The sequence below is a fragment of the Luteibacter sp. 3190 genome (genome assembly GCF_031456385.1).
Taxonomy (GTDB): Bacteria; Pseudomonadota; Gammaproteobacteria; order Xanthomonadales; family Rhodanobacteraceae; genus Luteibacter.
Map to the genome: position 1 here is coordinate 1,016,712 of NZ_JAVDUO010000001.1, position 17,432 is coordinate 1,034,143.

Consider the following 17,432-nt stretch of genomic DNA (forward strand, 5'->3'; position numbering starts at 1 on the left):
CACGTCCCCGGTCCCCGAGGGTGCCTCACGTTCAGACGAGTTTCGCGATCACGTCCGCGGCGTTCGCGACGGGCTTGCCGTCGGCGAAGCAGGCTTTCACCAGCGCGTTGACCTGGGCGAGCGTGGGGCGTTTCGAGCCGACGCGTCCCAGCATCGCCCTGGCCTGCGGATGCGATCCTTCGGCGACGATCTGGTTGCCGGCCATCGACGTGCGCGTGGCCAGCCGCATGTCCATGGCGGGATCGCGGAAGGCCATCACGATGTTGTCGTGGATGGCGGTATCGTCCGGCACGCCTTTCCAGCTCGTCGCACGGAACGCCGTCACTTCGACGCCCGCCTTCTTCTCGGGAATGATGATGATGTTGTTGTAGATGCGGGCGCCGGTCACGGGGCCTGAGATCCGCAGCGCCGCGCTGCCGCTGCTGCGAAGCCCGTCGTTGATGCTGACATTGAAGCGCACGATCGTCCCCACGTTGCCGATGCCGCCGGCGTCCCGGCCGTCGTTGCACACCAGCGCCATGCCGCCGGCGTTGTCGTGGCTGTAGTTGTACTGGATGATCGTGTTCCGGCAGTGGAAGTCGGCGTCGAAGCCCTGACCGTCGGCATAGGCGCGGTGGTCGCTGACCTCGTTGTACTGGATCAGCGTGTCGTCGCAGTCGAACGGCCATATGCCCGCCGCGGCTTCGCCACGGGGCAGCGGACCGCACCGGCCGACCGTGTTGCGTTCGACGAGCGCTCCCCGGCAGCCCTTGACGAGGATGCAGTCGCCGGGCACCTCGCTGATCCGGTTGCCGCGCACCACGACGCCCGTCGCCAGTCCCGCCGCGCGACTGCCCGCGCCGAGGAACAGGATGCCGTCGCGCTGGCTGCGTTCGATGACGTTGTCGGCGATGGTCAGGCCTTCGTGATGCGTGGGCCGCTGCTTGCCGCCGGCTTCCACGAGGATCGCGCTCCCGCCGCCGTCTTTCTTGATCGGCGAGCCGTTGACGTCGTGCACGTGCAAGCCTTCGAGTACGATGCCGTGCACCGTGCCGAAGTCGTGGTGCAGCAGGTGCACCCCCGTGCGTCGGGGCCCGGCCTGCGGGCCTTTGTTGGACACCGCCAGATGACGGAGGGTCCAGTACTCGACGTTCTCGAGCCGCACCGTGGCCGGCGAGACCCCGTCCGCGTGCAGGTGGGGCGCCTCGCCATCCCCGTAGGCATCGACGACGATGGGCGCGCCGGCGCGTCCCGACCCCGTCGGGTGGAACACGCCCGGGTAATCGCCGCCGCGGCGGAACAACAGCGTATCGCCGGGCGCGAAACGCTGCCGGTTCACGCGCTCCAGTGTGCGCCACGCCGTGCCGGGTCCCCGGCCATCGTGGGCGTCGTCGCCGGAGCTGGCGTCGACGTAGTAGCGTGAGCCGTCCGGTGCCGCGAGTGCAGACGTCGGCAGCACGGCGAGCGCGCCGGTGCCGAGGAGGGCGTGACCGAGAAACGCGCGCCGCCGCATGGGACTACCGCCGCTCGCTCAGCGAGTAACGGTACACGCCGCCATGCTTGCGCAGCATGTACGCGAACCCGGCCAGGTGCTTGATCGTGAGCTTCGAGAACTTGCGCGTCCGCCGCTTGTAGTCGTGCACGATCGAGATGCGGCGGCTGTAGAAATTGCGCAGGCCGAGCTTATGGGTGCGGACGCAGAACTCGGCGTCCTCCGGCCCGAAGAAGATCCGGTCGTCGTAGCCCATCAGCAGGGCGCCCACGGCCTTGGTGAACGTCTGGTTCGCACCCAGCACGTAGTCGACCTCGAGCGGATCGCTACCGTCGTCGAAGCGCGTGTCGAGCATCAGGTGGCGCTCCAGTTCGCGACGGACGAATCCGAGCTTGCGCGTGAACGGGATGCGCGCGGCGATGGGCTGGTAGAACCGCGGGAATCGGCGGGTGGAGTCCTGCCGCGTGCGGTCGACGTTGAGCAGCTGGAAGCCGACGACCCCGGCGTCCGGGTGCTCGCGGAAGAACTGCTCCACGATGGTGCCGGGGTCCGGCGTCAGGAAGATGGTGTCGTTGTCGAGCGTCATGCAGTACTTGCCGCGCGCGAGGAAGAGGCCGCGGTTGCGCGCCGGGCCGACGCCGAAGTTCCGTTCGAGGGGGAAGTAGCGCACCTGCGGCAGCGTCGCGACGAACTCGGCGCTGCCGTCCGTCGATCCGTTGTCGACGACGATCACCTCGTCGCGGTCGAAATCCACCTTGTCCATCAACGAGTTCAGGCAACGCTGGAGATTGCCCAGTTCGTTCCAGGTGATGATGATGATGGACAGTCGAACGGCTGCCTCGCTCATGACGCTGCTCCAGTGGAAGGCTCGGTATGGGGTGGACGATCGGTGGGACGGGCGAACGACGAGGGCGTGATCACCGCGTTGGCCTTCACCACGTAATGGTCGGGGATGACGACGGGGCCGAAGATGCAGGCGCCGGTGCCGATGGTGACGTTGTCCCCGATGACGGGCGTGCCGTCGCCGGGCCAGCGGTTGCCGATGCAGACGCGCGCGTAGAGCGTGCAGTTCGCGCCGATGCGCGTCTTCCCGTTCACGATGATGCCGAAGGCATGCCAGATCACCAGGCCCGGTCCGATGGTCGCGGTGGTCGGCAGGTAGCACTTGAAGACGAATTCCGCGATCTTCTCGAGCACGCGGACGGGTGCGTGCAGCGGCGTGCCGCGCGCGGTCGACAGCAGACGGTAGGTCAGGATCACCCAGAACGACTGATCGAGCATCCACCATGCGATGCCCCGGTAGCCGGGCTGTGCCTTGAGCCGGCGGACGTCGGCGCGGAAGTCGTCAAGCATGGGAGGGTTCCGGAAGGGTGGTCGGCGCGGCGTCCCGGGCGGCCCTGGCCTCGGCGCGCTTCTCGGCGCGGCGGCGCTCGCCGCGCGCGTAGAACATGCCGACGAAGAACCACAGGTAGGCTTCGTAACCGCTGAACTCGATGAACGCGAGGATGAGGTAACAGAGCAGGAAGGCCTTGATGTTGCTCTGCTGGCCCTCGGTTCGCGTCAGCAGGATCTGCCCCACCATGACGAGGAACAGCAGCAGCGACTGGACACCGCCTTCGAGCAGGAACTGCAGGTAGATGTTGTGGACGTTGTTCTCGACGAAGGTGAGCCCCGAGAGCTCTTCCATCATCGGCACGCCGTTGCCGACGCCATAGCCGAGCAGGTTGTGGTCGAGCGCGAGGCCGGCGGTGTTCCACAGCGCGAGGCGGCCGACGTTCTTGTGCGCGAGCTGGGTCTCGGCCTGCAGGTTGAAGCGATCGAGGATGGGCACGTCGATCACCGAGGAGACCACGAGGCCGACGAGCAGGACGCCCACGGCGACGCCGAGGAACGTGTAGAAATAATAGTCGCGCGTCTTGCGCGCGCGGTACGCGGCGATGCCGATGGAGATCGCCGTGCCGATCAGGCCCGCGCGCGAGAGCATCATGCCGCTGGTGAGGAGGGCGATGCCCGCCGCGATCGGATAGGCGCGGGTGCCGAGCATCAGGATCGAAAGCAGGGCGAGCAGGCTGGCCTCGATGTTGCGGCCGCCCGTCGACATGTAGAGGATGCTCGACGCCCCTTCGCTGCGGGCGTAGACGGCCCCGAGCTGGCCGGCGTACACAGCGTCGCGGACGAGCAGGAAGGTGATGCAGCAGCCGAGCACCCAGATGAAGATCCGGCGCAGGTCCATCTCCGGCAACTTGCGTCCGAAGACGACGCCCAGGAAGTACGAGGACGCGACGAACACCAGCAGGGTGGAACGGAGGCCACCGCCGTACGTGGCGCCCGCCGCGGCCGAGGTGGCGATCATGGTGCCGATGAACGCGGTGGCCGGATTCACCTTCAGATATCGCGCGGCAGGCAGATAAAGCAGCGGAAACAGAAGCAGCAGCAGGTGGTAGACGTTCACGTGCGACTTGCTCGACGTGCTGTGCGACAGGGGCACCTGCACGAAGATCATGGCCATCAGCGATACCGCCGCGGCACGTGTCCGGTTGATCACCATGGTCAGCCGATCGCCACGCCGAAGAACTTGTGCAGCAGCACCTTCACGGTCGATTTGTAACCGCCGAGGCTCACGTTGCGCACGATGTCCAGGAGCGGCGGCCGCTCCTTGTTCATCACGTACTGGATGTTGCGGTGGTTGCGGCGCTGGTCCGCGTTCATCAGGTTGCCGTGCTTGGCGAGGAAGCGCGCGCTGCCCTCGGCACGGCGGGACGAATTGCGGATGCGGGCGCGCGAGCGGTCGTCGTCGACGAACGAGAGCACGTGGCGCGAGCGCACCGCCGTGCCGAAGCGGTCGGCGAGGCGGATCCACATGTCGTAGTCCTGCCAGGACGGCATGGATTCGTCGAAGCCGCCGAGCTCGAGCATCCGCGACAGCTCGGTGAGCACCTGGTTGCCGGCGAGGTTCGTGTAAAGCAGCGCGGGGAGGGTGAGGTCATCCGCCGCGGCCCGCTCGGCCCCGTCATAACGTCGTGCGAGCAAGGGTGCGATGCGCGCCTCGTCCTCGAAGTAACGGAAGCGCGTGCAGGCGAACGACGGCTTGTGCCGTTCGTAGAGCTCGACCAGGCACTGAATGCGCTGCGGATGGAACAGGTCGTCGTCGTCGAGGCCGGTGACGTAGTGCCCGCGGGCGTGCTCGATGCAGCGGTTGCGCGCCCGGCAGGCGCCTTGCGGCGTGTCGTTCCGCAGGTAGGTGAAGCGGCCTGGGAACATGCGTTCGTAGTCGGCCATCACCTCGGGCGTATCGTCGGTGGAGGCTTCGTCGCAGACCAGGATCTCGACGGCCGGCCAGGTCTGCGCCAGCACCGAGTCGATCGCCCGGCGCAGCAGGGCGGACCGGTTCCGGGTCGGGATGTAGACGCTGACCAGCGGTGTCGTCGTGGAGTTCATGCCTGCGGACTCGGTCGGGTGCATGTCAGGCGCCCACGGCTTGCGCGGGGCGGTGAAGGAACGTGTCGCGGCTGCGCCAGACCACCCACAGCAGCGGCGGAGTGACGATCACGAGGCGTACCACGCTGGCCTTCCAGCTCTCGCCGGGGTAGAGCGCCACGGCGAGCATGAGGAAGGCGTAAGGGACGAAGGTCTCGACGACCCACGACCGGAAGAACTCGCCGGCGCTGATCCGGATGATCTTCGACGAGAAGAAATAGTAGGAGAGCACCGTCGACACCAGCTGGCTGGCGGCCAGCGCCACCGCCATGATCTCCAGCGACCGGGAGAGCGCGCCCGCGATGCTCAGCGCGAGGGTGATGCCGCAGATCTTGAGGTTCCAGACGAACTCGACGTCCGATCGGCCGAGGCTCTGGCTGAGGGCGCCGATCAGGGAGCCGAGCGGCCGCAGCATGCCGAACAACAGCATCAGCGGGATCAGCGCCGAGACACCCGCGTAGCGCTCGCCGTAGAGGATGGTCACGGCGAAGGGGGCGAACACGGCCAGCATGATGAAGACGCAGGCACTGAACACGGCCACGCCGCGCAGACCGGTGAGGTACATCTGCCGGAGGCCTTCCGGATCCTTCTGCCGGGTGGCGAGCCGCGGCAGCGCGAGGCGCTGGACCACCGGCATGATCAGCTTGGTCGGCTGCAGCACCAGTTCCTTCGCCAGCGAGTAGACGCCGAGCGAGGCGAGCCCGAGGAACTTGCCGAGGATGATCTGGTCCGCCTGGCTGCGAAGCTGGTTGATGACCTGCGAGCCGAGCTGGAAGGCGCCGTAGCGGAGGGCCTGCCGCACGATGCCGCGATCGAAGGCCGCACCCGGGTGCCAGTCGCGCTCGGCGACGGCGAGGAAGCAGAGCAGCCGCACGAGGCTGTTGACGATCATCGCGTAGACGGCCGCCTCGATCGAGGCGCCGTAGCCCAGCACGAGGACGAGCAGCGTAGCCAGACCCGAGAGCCTTCCGATCACCTCGATGCGGGCGAGCTTCGGCAGGCGGAACGACTTGATCAGGCTCGCCTGGTACTGCGCGGCGACGCCGAGCAGCACGAAGTTGACGGTGGACAGCCGCAGCAGCCCGCCGAGCTCGCCGGACCCGTAGAACGCGGCGACCGGCCAGGACAGGCCGAGCAGCACGGCGGCCGAGACGAGCCCGAGGCCCACGCTGATGTAGAACAGCGACGTGCGTTCGGGACGCGTGATGTCCTGCCGATGGATGAGGTAGCTGCTCAGGCCCATGTCCTGCAGCAGCGTCGCCACCGCGTTGACGACGTTCACGATCGCCAGCGCGCCGAGCAGGTGCGCATCCACGTGATGGGCGAGCACGGCGATCTGCAGCAGCTGGCTCGCGGCGCTGACCACGGTGGAGCCCGCGGTCCACATCGCGTCGCGGCGTGCCGACGTCGTCATGCGTGCGCCTCCATGCCCAACCGGATGGCGAGCTGGTCGTGCAGCCGCTGCTGGTCGAAGTTCGCCTCCACCGTGAGGCGCGCGCGGTGGGCGATGGAGGCGACGTCGAAGTCGCCTCGCTGGATGGCTTCGAGCGTATCGGCGAGCGCCACCGCGTCGCGTTCGGGCACGAGCCAGCCCGAACGCCCGTGTTCGATCAGTTCGGGGATGCCGCTATGGAGGGTGGAGAGGCAGGGCACCCCGCTGGCCATCGCTTCCATCAGCGACACGGGAATACCTTCCTGATCGCCATCCGCCGCGGTGACGCTCGGCAACGCGAACACGTCGGCGCTGGCGAGCGCGGCCTGCACGTACGCCTTGTCGCGACGCCCGCGGAGGAAGACGCGACCGCCGAGCGCGCGCTCGGCGACGAAGCGTTCGAGGGACGGCTGCAGCGGACCATCGCCGATGACCTCGAGTTCGGCCGGCACGCCGCGAGCCGCGAGCAGGGCCATGGCCTCGCAGAGATAGGTGACTCCCTTCTTCTCGACCAGCCGAGCGACGCTGACCACGCGCAGCGGTCGTGCTGCCGGCTCAGCCCCCGCGGTGGGTGCGCGGAACGGGAAGCTGTCCAGGTCGACGCCCATGCGGTGGACGTGGATCTTCGCGGTGTCGCATCCCAGCGTCGCGAGCTTGCGGGCCCAGCGTTCGCTGATCGGAAGCATGCGTTCGCCGCTGGCGAACAGGCGCCGATAATCCTCCGCATGGCGGGCGAGCACGCCGTGCTGGGACAGGTCGTAGCCATGGAACACCGTGAAAAGGGGCCCTTCGATCAGACCCAGCGCACGCAGGTTGGCGGCCACCACGCCCGTGGGACCGAAATGCGCGACGATCGCGTCGGCGCGGATCGGTGTCGACAGCCGTCGCGCGGCACCCGCGAGGACGAGCGTCTTCGCGGCGTGGCCATAGCGGCGGATCGACAGCGCGCGGCGCACGCGTGCGCGGCCGAGGCCCGGCACCACCTGGCGCAGTCGCTGCAACAGGATCTGCCAGCCGCGGGAGCTGCTGGCCGCGCGCGGGAAGATGAAGGTCGCGCGTTCCATCAGGCCGCGCGTGGAGACGATGTCGCCCGGCGTGGGCGTCTGTCCCCGGCTTACCGCGAGGATGCGCACGTCGAAGCCGCGATCCAGCAGGCCGACGATCTGGTCGATGACGAAGGTTTCCGAGTAGCGCGGGAACTCCGGCAGCACGAACAGGACGCGCATGCTCACGCTCCTATGGCCAGGGTGGCCAGCACGGCTTCGCGGGCGAAGGCCTTCTCGCGGACCACCGCCGCGGCGACGCGCGGGCGCAGGGCATCATCCTCCAGCAGCGCGAGCACCTTGCTGCGCAGCGAGCCATCGAGCAGGGCGGGCACCGGCATGGCGAGTTCGTCGACGCCCAGGCGCTTCATCACGCCTTCCGACTTGTGTTCGTAGTTCAGGGCCACGGCGGGCGTGCCGAAGTTCATCGAGATGATCGCGCTGTGCAGGCGCGTGGCGATCGTCAGCACGCAGGCACCGAGCCGCCGGCCGAGCTCGACGTCGTTGAGCTCGTCCATTTCTACGTGGAACGATTCCGGGCGGCGCAGGCGCGCACGCACCTTCAGCGCGATCATGCGGTCGTCCTTCGGATAGCCGTCGATCGCCGTGCAGGTCGAGTAGGCGGCCACGCGGTAGCCTGCGTCGATGACGTCGTCGAGCAGGCGGGCGAACGCCTCCTCGTACTGCGTCTGCGTCACACCGAGGCGCTTGTCGAACGGGGCGAGCTCGCGGAAGGTCACCGCCACGGTGGGCCGGGCGTCGTCGACCGGCACGGGATCGCCCGGGTTCACCAGCCACGCGGTGTCGGAGGCCCAGCGGATCCGGTCCTCGGGAATCCCGGCCTTGCGCATGTGATTGACGCTGACCTCCTCGCGCAGGGCGAGGGCGTTCACGCGCCCGAGGATGTCCTGCGACATCCGCCGGAAGAACGCGTGGTCGAACGGCCCGACGCTGTGGCCGATCATGTAGACGGGACGCCCCGCGAGCATCGCGCAGATCGACTGGTCGTACTGGGTCGGGCCGTAGAGGTCCACGAAGAACGAGCCTCCGACCTGGATCACCAGGTCGTACGCGGCGAGCGAGGCGATGTAGTCGCGGTGGCGGGCGGGCAGGGGAATCAGGCGCGACCACCAGGCGCGGCGCAGGTGCCCGAACAGGAGGCGCGGCACGATGCGGCGCAGGAGCCTCGCGCGCAGCGATCCGAAGCGCTTGCGGCCCTGCTCGTGGTAGTAGGCGTTGAGCGGATCGGGCTGGAGCTCGCGGCCGAGCAGCCACGCGGAGCTGACGGGAAAACGGCTCGTCACGTCGATGGCGCTTTGCGGCAGCGCGTCTTCCAGGCATTGCAGAAGACCGCGCAGGATCGCGCAGTCGCCGCGGTTGCCGCAGGTGTGGTTACCGATGATGAGGATGCGCGCCATAGTGCTCGATTCGTGCGTTGCCCCTGGACGGGGACGGATCAGGCCGGGTCGGCCTTGTACTTGTAGTACGCGTAGGTCGAATAGCCGGAGGTGCGACGTTCCACGGCGTTGAAGATCGCACCCTTGAGCATCACGCCGTTCTGCTCGAACCGCTGTTTCGCCAGCGCCAGCTCGCGTGCCTTGTTCAGTCCGAAGCGTGCGACCAGCAGGCTGGTACCGGCGTGGTGTCCGATCACGGCCGCGTCGGTCACCGCGAGGATCGGCGGCGTGTCGATGATGACGAGGTCGTACGCGGGCACCACGGTCTCGATGAAGCGGGTGAAGTTCTCGTGCATCAGCAGCTCGGACGGATTCGGCGGCACGCGCCCCCGGCTGATGAAGTCGATGTTCGGGAGGGGGCCCTGGCGGCGCACGTCCTCGATCGTGGCGGCGCCGACGAGGATGTCGGACATGCCATGCGCCGCGTCGGTGCCGAGCAGCTGATGTAGCGTGCCCCGGCGCATATCGCCGTCGACGAGCAGCACCCGCTGCCCCGCCTGGGCGATCACGGCCGCGAGGTTCGCCGAGACGAAGGTCTTGCCGGCGAACGGGCTCGAGCCCGTGATCATGAGGATGTTGTTCTTCGCCTCGAGGCGGGCGAAGTGCAGGCTGGTGCGCAGACTGCGGATCGCTTCCACGGCGAGGTCGGCCGGGTCGCCGACGGCGAGCAGCGGACCGCGCGCGCCATGGCCGCGCTTCGACCGGATGGACCGCGCGCTCTGGCCCGCGCTGAGGGGCACGGACGCGTACACCGGCAGGCCGAGGTCCTCGATCACCGCCGGGTCTTCCACGCCGCGATTGAGGATCTGCTTCAGGAACACGAAGGCCAGCGCGAGGAAGCCGCCGAGGAAGGTCGCGACCAGCACGACCAGTGCCTTGCGCGGCTGCACGGGCTGGTTGCGGTCCACCGCGGCCGAATCCACGATGCGGACGTTGCCGACGGTTCCCGCCCGCGCGATGTCCAGCTGCTGGGCCTGGTTGAGCAGACTGGTGTAGGTCGTGGAGCTGACCTGGACATCGCGGTTGAGCTTGAGTAACTGCTGCTGCGTGTCGGGCAGGTCGCCGATCTGCTTCTGCATCTGCTCCTTCTGCGATTGCAGCTGGCCCATCTGCTGCTGCAGCGCCTTGTACGCCGGGTGATCGTGCGTGAAGCGGCGATCGATGTCGGCCTCCTGCAGGTGCAGCTGCTGAATGTTGTTCTCCACCGCCACGATCTGGTCGAGCAGGCCCTTGGTCTGCATGCTCAGGTCGACCGCGTGCGAGCGCGTCTGGAACGCGTTCATCGCCGCCTGCGCACGATCGAGCTCCTGGCGCACCTTCGGCAGCTGCTCCTTGACGAACTGCAGCTGGCTCGCGGCCTCCGCCGAGTTGCGCTCCACGTTCTGACGCACGTACGCGGTGGAAATCTGCGTCAGCACCTGCTGGGCGAGGTCGGGATCGGCGTTGTTGTACGTGAGCCCGATGATGCCGGAATCGTTGCCTTGCTCCTGCGCGACGACATCGCCCTGCAGGCGGCCGATCGTCGAAAGCGTCGGCTGCTCGACGATGTCGAAGCGCGTGCCCGGGTTGGCCACCAGCTGCCTCACCTGCATGGTGACGCCGCCCGTGCGCACCAGCTCGCCGACCGCGCCCTCAAGGACGCGCTTGCCGTCGTCGTCGTAGAGCGCGTAGCGCTTGCCCTCATCGGCGCGCAGCTCCAGCTTGCGACCGGTCAGGGAGTCGGGAAGATCGAGCTTGTAGATGTCGAGGATTTCGCCACCCCAGCCATAGCGGTTCAGCCCGAAACGCGGCGGCGCCAGCTGGCCCGGCTTACGGCCACGCGAGAGGTAATCGCCGATCAGGGGAAAGCGACGGGGCTGCGCCGTGATGTCGAGATGCAGTTTCTCGACGGCCTGTCCGATCACGAGGCGCGAGGTCAGCAAGGCGATTTCCGTCGTCGCCTGCGAGCCCGTGGTGCCGAGCGACTGCGTGAGGTCGCTCAGGCCCGGGAGGCTTGGCGTCTTCTGCTCGACCTGCACCACCGCGGTGGCCTGATAGATCGGCGTGGCGAATACCGTGTACAGCACGCCGGCCACGAAGAAGGCGGCGGTGATGGCGACGATCAGCCACTTGTGATCCAGCAACGTGCCGAACAACGCATTGAGGTCGATGGTGTCGTCGTCATGAGCGGGATCGATCTTCGTCGTCATGCGGCAGCGTGTTTCCAATGAATGAATGGACGTCTAGACGTTTATATCGGGGCGAGCCTGAATGGGTGGGGAAGCCTTCTTCATGCTCGAAATCCCTTGTTTCATGAGGTCCGCGCAGCCGTATCCGTGCGTCGCGCAACGAGGCGCACGCTTGACGCACCACCGGTGCGTCGATGCATGTCATGGGGCGGACGCCGTTCCGGCACAGGCTGATGACTCGTGCCCGTGCCGACGCCTTCGTGGAAACCACGATGTCCTTCGCCGTCACCGCGCCTTCCGTTCCGTGGGGATGTGGAGGTGCGATGAAGGTCTGAGCATAGAGGTGCGACGCGGACCCTCCTAGCGAGGAATGTCGGTTTTGCGACTCGCGTCAACTAACCAGCATGTCAATGGCGCTATTAACGCCGCGCCGTTAAGAATGCGTTAGATTTCAGCCGTCATTTGGGCACGAAGTGCTAATGGCTCGTTCATTCTTTGTGCAGTGCGGCTTGTGGTGCGCGGCGTCCTGCCTCGGCTGGGCCGTGAAAATGCGGCGACGCAAGGTGTGGCGGCGCTCTATCGCGGCCAGGGCCGCTCCTACAGCGCCTTCGCGGGGACAAGGGTCTTCAACAGGACACCCAGCGGCACCGGTTGTCCGGTGTGGAACCCCTGGACCTGGTCGCAGCCGTTGTCCTTCAGCCACGCCTGCTGCGATGCACGCTCCACGCCCTCGGCGACGACCGTCATGCCGAGCGTATGCGCGAGGGCGATGATCGAACGGCATATCGACGCGGCGCGGGCGCTGGAATCGACGTCGGCGACGAACGACCGGTCGATCTTCAGCGCGTCGATGGGCAGATCGCGCAGGTACGACAGGCTCGAGAATCCCGTGCCGAAATCGTCGAGCGACACGCGGGTTCCCTGATCGCGCAGTGCCCGCAGCGCCGTCAGCGCATGCATGGGCTCCATCAGGCTGCTTTCGGTCAGTTCGACTTCCAGGGCGCCCGAGGGCAACGCATGGTGGAGGGACACGGCGCGGATATCGGCCGCGATGTCGGTGCGCTGGAACTGGATCGCGGAAACGTTCACCGCGATGGCGAGGCCGCCTGCGCCGGCGTCGGCCAGCGCCGCATGAGCCCGGGCCGCGGCGTCGAACGCCCACTGGCCCAAGGGCACGATGAGGCCGGTTTCCTCGCACAGCGGAATGAATACGTCGGGTGGGAGGTACGAGCCGTCCGCCTGCGGCCAGCGAACCAATGCCTCGAGCTTGCGGATGGCGCCGGTCGTCGTGTCGACGACGGGCTGGAAATGCATCCGCAGCTCGCCGCCGTCGATCGCCTGGCGCATGCGCGAGGCCAGCGTGAGGCGCGCCACCGATCGCTCGGCCATCGCCGGGACGAAGCGTCGCATCTCGTGCTCGTCGTCGGTGCGCGCATGCGCGGCGAGCGCCGCGTTCGCGATCACCTGCCGGGCATCGTGGCCATCGGCAGGGTGGTTCGCCACGCCTATCTGCGGTTCGAGGGTGTGCAGGGCATCGTTCAGGGCGACGGGCTCGGCGACGGCGGCGAGGATGTCCGCGATCGCCGCGTCCCGTCGCGTCGGGTCGGTGATGGCGAAGAGGAAACGCTCGCCGGGCCGGTGCGCGACCATGCCGTGGACCGGGGCGACGGCGCTCAGGCGGGACGCGACCGCGCGCAGGACGCTGCGGCCGGTGTCGAGACCGAACGTGTCGCTGACGCGGTCCATGCCACGCAGGTGCACGTAGACCACCTCGTACCAGGCTTCCTTGCCGAGACCGCGATCGAGGTAATCGACGAAGGCCTCGGTGTTGGGCAGCCCGGTGACGACGTCGTGGGTCGCGCGGTAGGTGAGTGCGCGTTCACCGCGGATGCGCTCGGTGACGTCCTGTGCGAGCACCAGGCGGGCGTTGTAGCCGGGCATGTCGATGTCCGCGGCGTGCACCACCACGTCGAGCGTGCTGCCGTCCTTGCGCCGATGGATCCAGACGCGATCCGGATCGCCGTCCTTCCCCAGGCGCAGCGAGGCGACCACTTCCTTGAGGCTCGCGGCGTCGTGCGCCGAGCGGATGTCGGTGATGCGCATCGACCTGAACTCGTCCCGCGAGTACCCGTAGTGGCGTATCGCGGCCTCGTTCACTTCAAGGAAGGCCAGGGTGTCCGTGTCGTAGACCCAGAAGGGGAACGGGTTCTTGTCGAAGGTGAGGCGGAATCGCCGCTCGGCGTCGGCAAGGCGGACGGTGGCCTCCGTCAGTTCGGCGACGTGGGCCCGTTGCTCGCGCGCGGCGACCGCGAGGTGGCGGTAAAGGTACGCGAAGCCCGCCCAGTAGACGATGTAGATGAGCAGGCAGAACGCCGCGAAGCGGTACCACGGGCCGAGCACTTCCGACACGGGCAGGCCGACACCCACCCACAGCGCGAAGGTATCGGGCTGGCTCACCGCGATCAGGCGGTCCGTTCCATCGATCCGGCTGGTGTGGGGTTCGGCGTCCTTCGCGCCCGGTTCGAACAGGTGGTCGACGGATTGGCCGATGACGGCACGGTCGTCGCCGGTCCGCGCGAGGATCTTGCCGAAGCGGTCGGTGATCGCGGCCACGCCGCCATGCCCGAAGCGCAGGTGGTCGACGACTTCCTGCAGCTGCCGCTGCCGCAGGTGCGCGAGCACCCAGCGGTCGTCGCCGGCGGGCACCGCGATCGGGAGGACCCATTCGCCATGGAGCGTCCTGATGGGCCCGAGGCGAAGCAGCGCGGTCGCGGAATCGTCCTCCCGGGTCCATTCGGGGAACGTCGCGTCGCCCGAGCCCGACGTGATGGCCACGCCCCGTCCGTCCACGAGCATCAGGTCGACCAGTTCGCCGTGCCGTTGCGAGACACCCTCCATGTTCTGCGCGATCAGGGCCGGCGCCCTGTCCGGGACCGACGCGAGCAGCTGATTGCTGTCCGACGCGATGCCTTGCATCGCCCGCTGGAGGTTGAGGAATTGCGCCGTGAGCAGGCGCTGCCCACCGTTCGCCATCGACTGGCTCTGGGCGTGCGCGGCCTCGAGGCGACGCGCCCGGTCGCTGGCGACGACATAGACAAGGCCCACGCCGAAGATCAATGCCAGCAGGCCACCCACGATCCGGATCAGTCGCGCCGAAGGGTGGGATGTCGCTCTTGCCATGATCCTCGCCGGAGGCGCCGCACGGTGGCACCTCCTTGCAAGCTAACAACGTCGCCCGGGGACGGCAACCATCGAAATGTGTAGACGGTGGACGTGGCCGTTTTTGCTTGCAGGCGTTACGCCGGGTGCGCCGCACAGGCCGCCGGGGCAGGGGACGCGCCAACCCGTCACGGCTTCGCCCGCGTCGCCACCTCGGCCTGCTGGTTGAGGGCCTGGCTGGGGTGCCTGGGCGGCGTCAGCGGTACGGGCTCCGAGCGGCGGGTGAAGCTGCTGGTGCCCGCGGTGGCCCAGTCCACGCCGGCGATCTCCTGCTCGAAGCGGGTCGCGTCGCGGGCCCGCACCACGTCGGTGATGCGGCGCGCCTCGCGCGACGAGACACCGATGCGGCGCAGCGCGAGCGTGCCGAAGTGCAGCGCCGATTCGAAGGTCTCGCGCACATGGTTCTCGACACCCCTGGACACGACCTCGCGCGAGTGTTCGCGGTCGTAGGTCCGCACGAGCCAGGTCGCGTCGGGGTATTCGCGCATCGCCACGTCGAGGATGCGGTTGACCGTCTCGCGACGATCGACGCATACCGCGATCACCTGCGCCCGTCCGGCGCCGGCCGCTTCGAGCACGTCGAGCCGGGTACCGTCGCCGTAGTAGATCCGGAACCCGAAACGCGACGCCGCCTGGATCATCTCGATGTCCGTGTCGATCACGGTGACGTCGACATCGCGCGCCAGCAAGGGCTGGCTGACCACCTGGCCGAAGCGGCCGAAGCCGATCATCAGGACGCTGCCGTTGAGTCCTTCGGGCACCGCCTCGTCCGCGTGTTCGGGCACGGACGCCGCGCGCCTCGCGGGAAGCCTGCGCATCACGACATCCACCAGCGGGGAGAGCACCATGGAAAGGACCACCGCGGCGGTGAAGATGGCGTTCTGCGACGCGGTGAGGACCTCCCCTTCCGTCGCCGCCGCGAAGAGCACGAAGGCGAACTCGCCACCGAGCGCCATGAGGGAGGCGCGCTGCAGCGCTTCGCCGTGATCGCTGCGCGTCACCCGCGCGATGACGTAGATGCACGCGCCCTTGAGCGCCATCATCGCCACCACGCCGAAGACGATGTACTCCCAGTGGGCGCGGACGGTCGCGAGATCGAGCACCATGCCCACGCCGAGGAAGAACAGGCCGAGCAGCAGACCGCGGAAGGGTTCGACGTCGGCTTCCAGCTGGTGGCGGAAACTGGACTCGGAAAGAAGCACGCCGGCGATGAAGGCGCCCATGGCCATCGACAGACCGCCCACCTGCATGAGCAGCGCGGCCCCGAGCACGACCAGGAGCGCGCCGGCCGAGAGCAGCTCCCGAACCTTCGACTTCGCCAGGACGCGGAACAGCGGGTTGAGCAGCCAGCGTCCCGCGACGAGCAGCGTCACGAACGCCGCCACACCCTTCAGCACCGCGAGCCACGGCCCGGATGCCGACGCGGCGTGGACGGGCGCCATCCAGGCGACGAGGGCCAGCAACGGGACGAGCAGGAGGTCTTCCAGAAGCAGGACCGACACGATCTTCTGTCCCGCCGTCGGCGACAGGTCGCGACGCTCGCCCATCAGCTGCATCACGATGGCGGTGGAGGTGAGCGTGAAGCCCAGCGCGCCGATGAACGCGACGCGCACGGGCAGGCCCGAGAGCCAGCCGAGTGCCGTCAGCGCCGCCGCGGAAGCGGCCGTCTGCAGGAGGCCCAGGCCGAGGATGTAGCGGCGCAGGCACCAGAGCCGCGAAGGCTGCATCTCGAGCCCGATGACGAAAAGGAACATGACCACGCCGAGCTCGGCGAGATGGAGGATCGATTCGGGATCGGTGAACCAGCCGAGGCCATAAGGGCCCACCAGCATGCCGGCCACGAGGTAGCCGAGCACCGAGCCGAGGCCGAGCCGACGGAAGAGGGGGACCAGGAGCACCGCGGCGCCGAGGAGGGCGACGGCTTCGACGAGCGGGTTGTCGGTGGCTACCGCTGACATGGTTCGAACTCCCGACTGAAGTGTGATCCGGCTCGTGCCCTGTCAGTGTCGCGCACGGGGCGGAAGCGTTCCAGCGATGTCGCGATGCAGCATGCCCGTGTGAAAACCCGCTGATAGTATCGATGAAATCGATTTCATTTCGTGGGGTTCGACATGAAGACGCTGAAGGGACCCGGGCTGTTCCTCGCCCAGTTCATCGGGGACGAAGCGCCGTTCAACCGACTGGATACGCTGGCCGCCTGGGCGGCCGATCTCGGTTACGAGGGACTGCAGATTCCGACCTCCACGCCGCATATCTTCGATCTGGCGAAAGCGGCGGAGAGCCAGGCGTACTGCGACGACATCGCCGGCATGCTCGCGGGCCATGGCCTGCGCGTCACCGAACTCTCGACGCATCTGCAGGGCCAGCTCGTCGCCGTGCATCCGGCTTACGACCTGCTGTTCGACGGTTTCGCGCCGGAGTCGGTGCGTGGCGACGCGGCCGCCCGGCAGGCTTGGGCCGTCGACCAGCTGAAGCTTGCCGCGAAGGCCAGCGCGCGGCTGGGGCTCGACGCCCACGCCACGTTTTCGGGCGCGCTCGCCTGGCCTTACATGTATCCGTGGCCGCAGCGACCGCCCGGCCTGGTCGAGGAAGCCTTCGGCGAACTCGCGAAGCGCTGGCGGCCGATCCTCGACGTGTTCGACGCGGAGGGCGTGGACGTCTGCTTCGAACTCCATCCCGGCGAGGACCTGCACGACGGCGTGACGTTCGAGCGTTTCCTCGACGCCGTGGACCAGCACCCGCGCGCGAAGATCCTCTACGACCCGAGCCACATGCTGCTGCAGCAGATGGACTACCTGGGCTTCATCGACCGCTACCACGACCGCATCGGCATCTTCCACGTGAAGGACGCCGAGTTCCGGCCGAGCGCGTCGAGCGGCGTCTATGGCGGCTACCAGGCCTGGATCGACCGCGCGGGCCGCTTCCGCTCGCTGGGCGACGGGCAGATCGATTTCCGCGCGATCTTCTCGAAGTTCGCGCAGTACGACTTTCCGGGCTGGGCGGTGCTCGAGTGGGAGTGCTGCCTGAAGCACCCGGAGGACGGCGCGCGGGAAGGCGCGCCGTTCATCCGCGACCACATCATCCGCGTCACGGAACGTGCCTTCGACGATTTCGCCGATGCATCCACCTCGCCGGCGACGCTCAAGCGTCTGCTCGGCCTCTGAC

Annotated in this window: 12 protein-coding genes; 1 reads left to right on the forward strand and 11 read right to left on the reverse strand. The window is 67.9% G+C overall.

Annotated features, from left to right (window positions below):
- Positions 1–31 precede the first annotated feature (31 nt).
- The 11 genes from J2X58_RS04725 to J2X58_RS04775 form a co-directional block, all read right to left on the reverse strand.
- Positions 32–1,492: a right-handed parallel beta-helix repeat-containing protein gene (locus J2X58_RS04725; RefSeq protein WP_310046685.1), complete on the reverse strand. Its 1,461-nt coding sequence runs from the start codon at positions 1,490–1,492 to the stop codon at positions 32–34.
- A gap of 4 nt (positions 1,493–1,496) precedes the next feature.
- Positions 1,497–2,318: a glycosyltransferase gene (locus J2X58_RS04730; RefSeq protein WP_090053552.1), complete on the reverse strand. Its 822-nt coding sequence runs from the start codon at positions 2,316–2,318 to the stop codon at positions 1,497–1,499.
- The gene (locus J2X58_RS04735) at positions 2,315–2,824 is read right to left on the reverse strand and encodes a DapH/DapD/GlmU-related protein (RefSeq protein ID WP_090053550.1); all 510 of its coding nucleotides are present in this window, start codon (positions 2,822–2,824) and stop codon (positions 2,315–2,317) included. Before J2X58_RS04735 ends, J2X58_RS04730 begins: the two co-directional genes overlap by 4 nt.
- Entirely contained in the window at positions 2,817–4,019 is a 1,203-nt protein-coding gene (locus J2X58_RS04740; protein ID WP_090053549.1) for an O-antigen ligase family protein, read from the reverse strand. Before J2X58_RS04740 ends, J2X58_RS04735 begins: the two co-directional genes overlap by 8 nt.
- A gap of 2 nt (positions 4,020–4,021) precedes the next feature.
- Positions 4,022–4,909: a glycosyltransferase family 2 protein gene (locus J2X58_RS04745; RefSeq protein WP_310046689.1), complete on the reverse strand. Its 888-nt coding sequence runs from the start codon at positions 4,907–4,909 to the stop codon at positions 4,022–4,024.
- Between the two features lie 25 nt (positions 4,910–4,934).
- Positions 4,935–6,362, reverse strand: coding sequence for an MOP flippase family protein (locus J2X58_RS04750; RefSeq protein ID WP_310046690.1), 1,428 nt, complete (start codon positions 6,360–6,362; stop codon positions 4,935–4,937).
- Complete coding sequence (locus J2X58_RS04755) at positions 6,359–7,606, reverse strand: glycosyltransferase (RefSeq protein ID WP_310046691.1); 1,248 nt, start codon at positions 7,604–7,606, stop codon at positions 6,359–6,361. The genes J2X58_RS04750 and J2X58_RS04755 overlap by 4 nt, the downstream gene beginning before the upstream one ends.
- 2 nt (positions 7,607–7,608) lie before the next feature.
- A complete protein-coding gene (gene wcaK / locus J2X58_RS04760; RefSeq protein WP_310046692.1) occupies positions 7,609–8,841 on the reverse strand; it encodes a colanic acid biosynthesis pyruvyl transferase WcaK in 1,233 nt (410 codons plus the stop codon).
- 38 nt (positions 8,842–8,879) lie between these two features.
- Positions 8,880–11,069: a polysaccharide biosynthesis tyrosine autokinase gene (locus J2X58_RS04765; protein WP_310046694.1), complete on the reverse strand. Its 2,190-nt coding sequence runs from the start codon at positions 11,067–11,069 to the stop codon at positions 8,880–8,882.
- A gap of 576 nt (positions 11,070–11,645) precedes the next feature.
- On the reverse strand, positions 11,646–14,228 hold the full coding sequence (locus tag J2X58_RS04770; protein WP_310046696.1) for an EAL domain-containing protein: 2,583 nt from the start codon (positions 14,226–14,228) through the stop codon (positions 11,646–11,648).
- A gap of 167 nt (positions 14,229–14,395) precedes the next feature.
- Complete coding sequence (locus J2X58_RS04775) at positions 14,396–16,225, reverse strand: monovalent cation:proton antiporter-2 (CPA2) family protein (RefSeq protein ID WP_310046697.1); 1,830 nt, start codon at positions 16,223–16,225, stop codon at positions 14,396–14,398.
- 153 nt (positions 16,226–16,378) lie between these two features.
- On the opposite strand from J2X58_RS04775, the gene J2X58_RS04780 reads away from it, so the two are divergent.
- Entirely contained in the window at positions 16,379–17,431 is a 1,053-nt protein-coding gene (locus J2X58_RS04780; protein WP_090053538.1) for a sugar phosphate isomerase/epimerase family protein, read from the forward strand.
- Position 17,432 lies beyond the last annotated feature (1 nt).

Coding starts and splice junctions, on each gene's coding strand:
- J2X58_RS04725 (WP_310046685.1), bottom strand. CDS start 1,492: ATGCGGCGGCGCGCGTTTCTCGGTCACGCCCTCCTCGGCACCGGCGCG.
- J2X58_RS04740 (WP_090053549.1), bottom strand. CDS start 4,019: ATGGTGATCAACCGGACACGTGCCGCGGCGGTATCGCTGATGGCCATG.
- wcaK (WP_310046692.1), bottom strand. CDS start 8,841: ATGGCGCGCATCCTCATCATCGGTAACCACACCTGCGGCAACCGCGGC.
- J2X58_RS04730 (WP_090053552.1), bottom strand. CDS start 2,318: ATGAGCGAGGCAGCCGTTCGACTGTCCATCATCATCATCACCTGGAAC.
- J2X58_RS04735 (WP_090053550.1), bottom strand. CDS start 2,824: ATGCTTGACGACTTCCGCGCCGACGTCCGCCGGCTCAAGGCACAGCCC.
- J2X58_RS04780 (WP_090053538.1), top strand. CDS start 16,379: ATGAAGACGCTGAAGGGACCCGGGCTGTTCCTCGCCCAGTTCATCGGG.
- J2X58_RS04750 (WP_310046690.1), bottom strand. CDS start 6,362: ATGACGACGTCGGCACGCCGCGACGCGATGTGGACCGCGGGCTCCACC.
- J2X58_RS04755 (WP_310046691.1), bottom strand. CDS start 7,606: ATGCGCGTCCTGTTCGTGCTGCCGGAGTTCCCGCGCTACTCGGAAACC.
- J2X58_RS04745 (WP_310046689.1), bottom strand. CDS start 4,909: ATGAACTCCACGACGACACCGCTGGTCAGCGTCTACATCCCGACCCGG.
- J2X58_RS04770 (WP_310046696.1), bottom strand. CDS start 14,228: ATGGCAAGAGCGACATCCCACCCTTCGGCGCGACTGATCCGGATCGTG.
- J2X58_RS04765 (WP_310046694.1), bottom strand. CDS start 11,069: ATGACGACGAAGATCGATCCCGCTCATGACGACGACACCATCGACCTC.
- J2X58_RS04775 (WP_310046697.1), bottom strand. CDS start 16,225: ATGTCAGCGGTAGCCACCGACAACCCGCTCGTCGAAGCCGTCGCCCTC.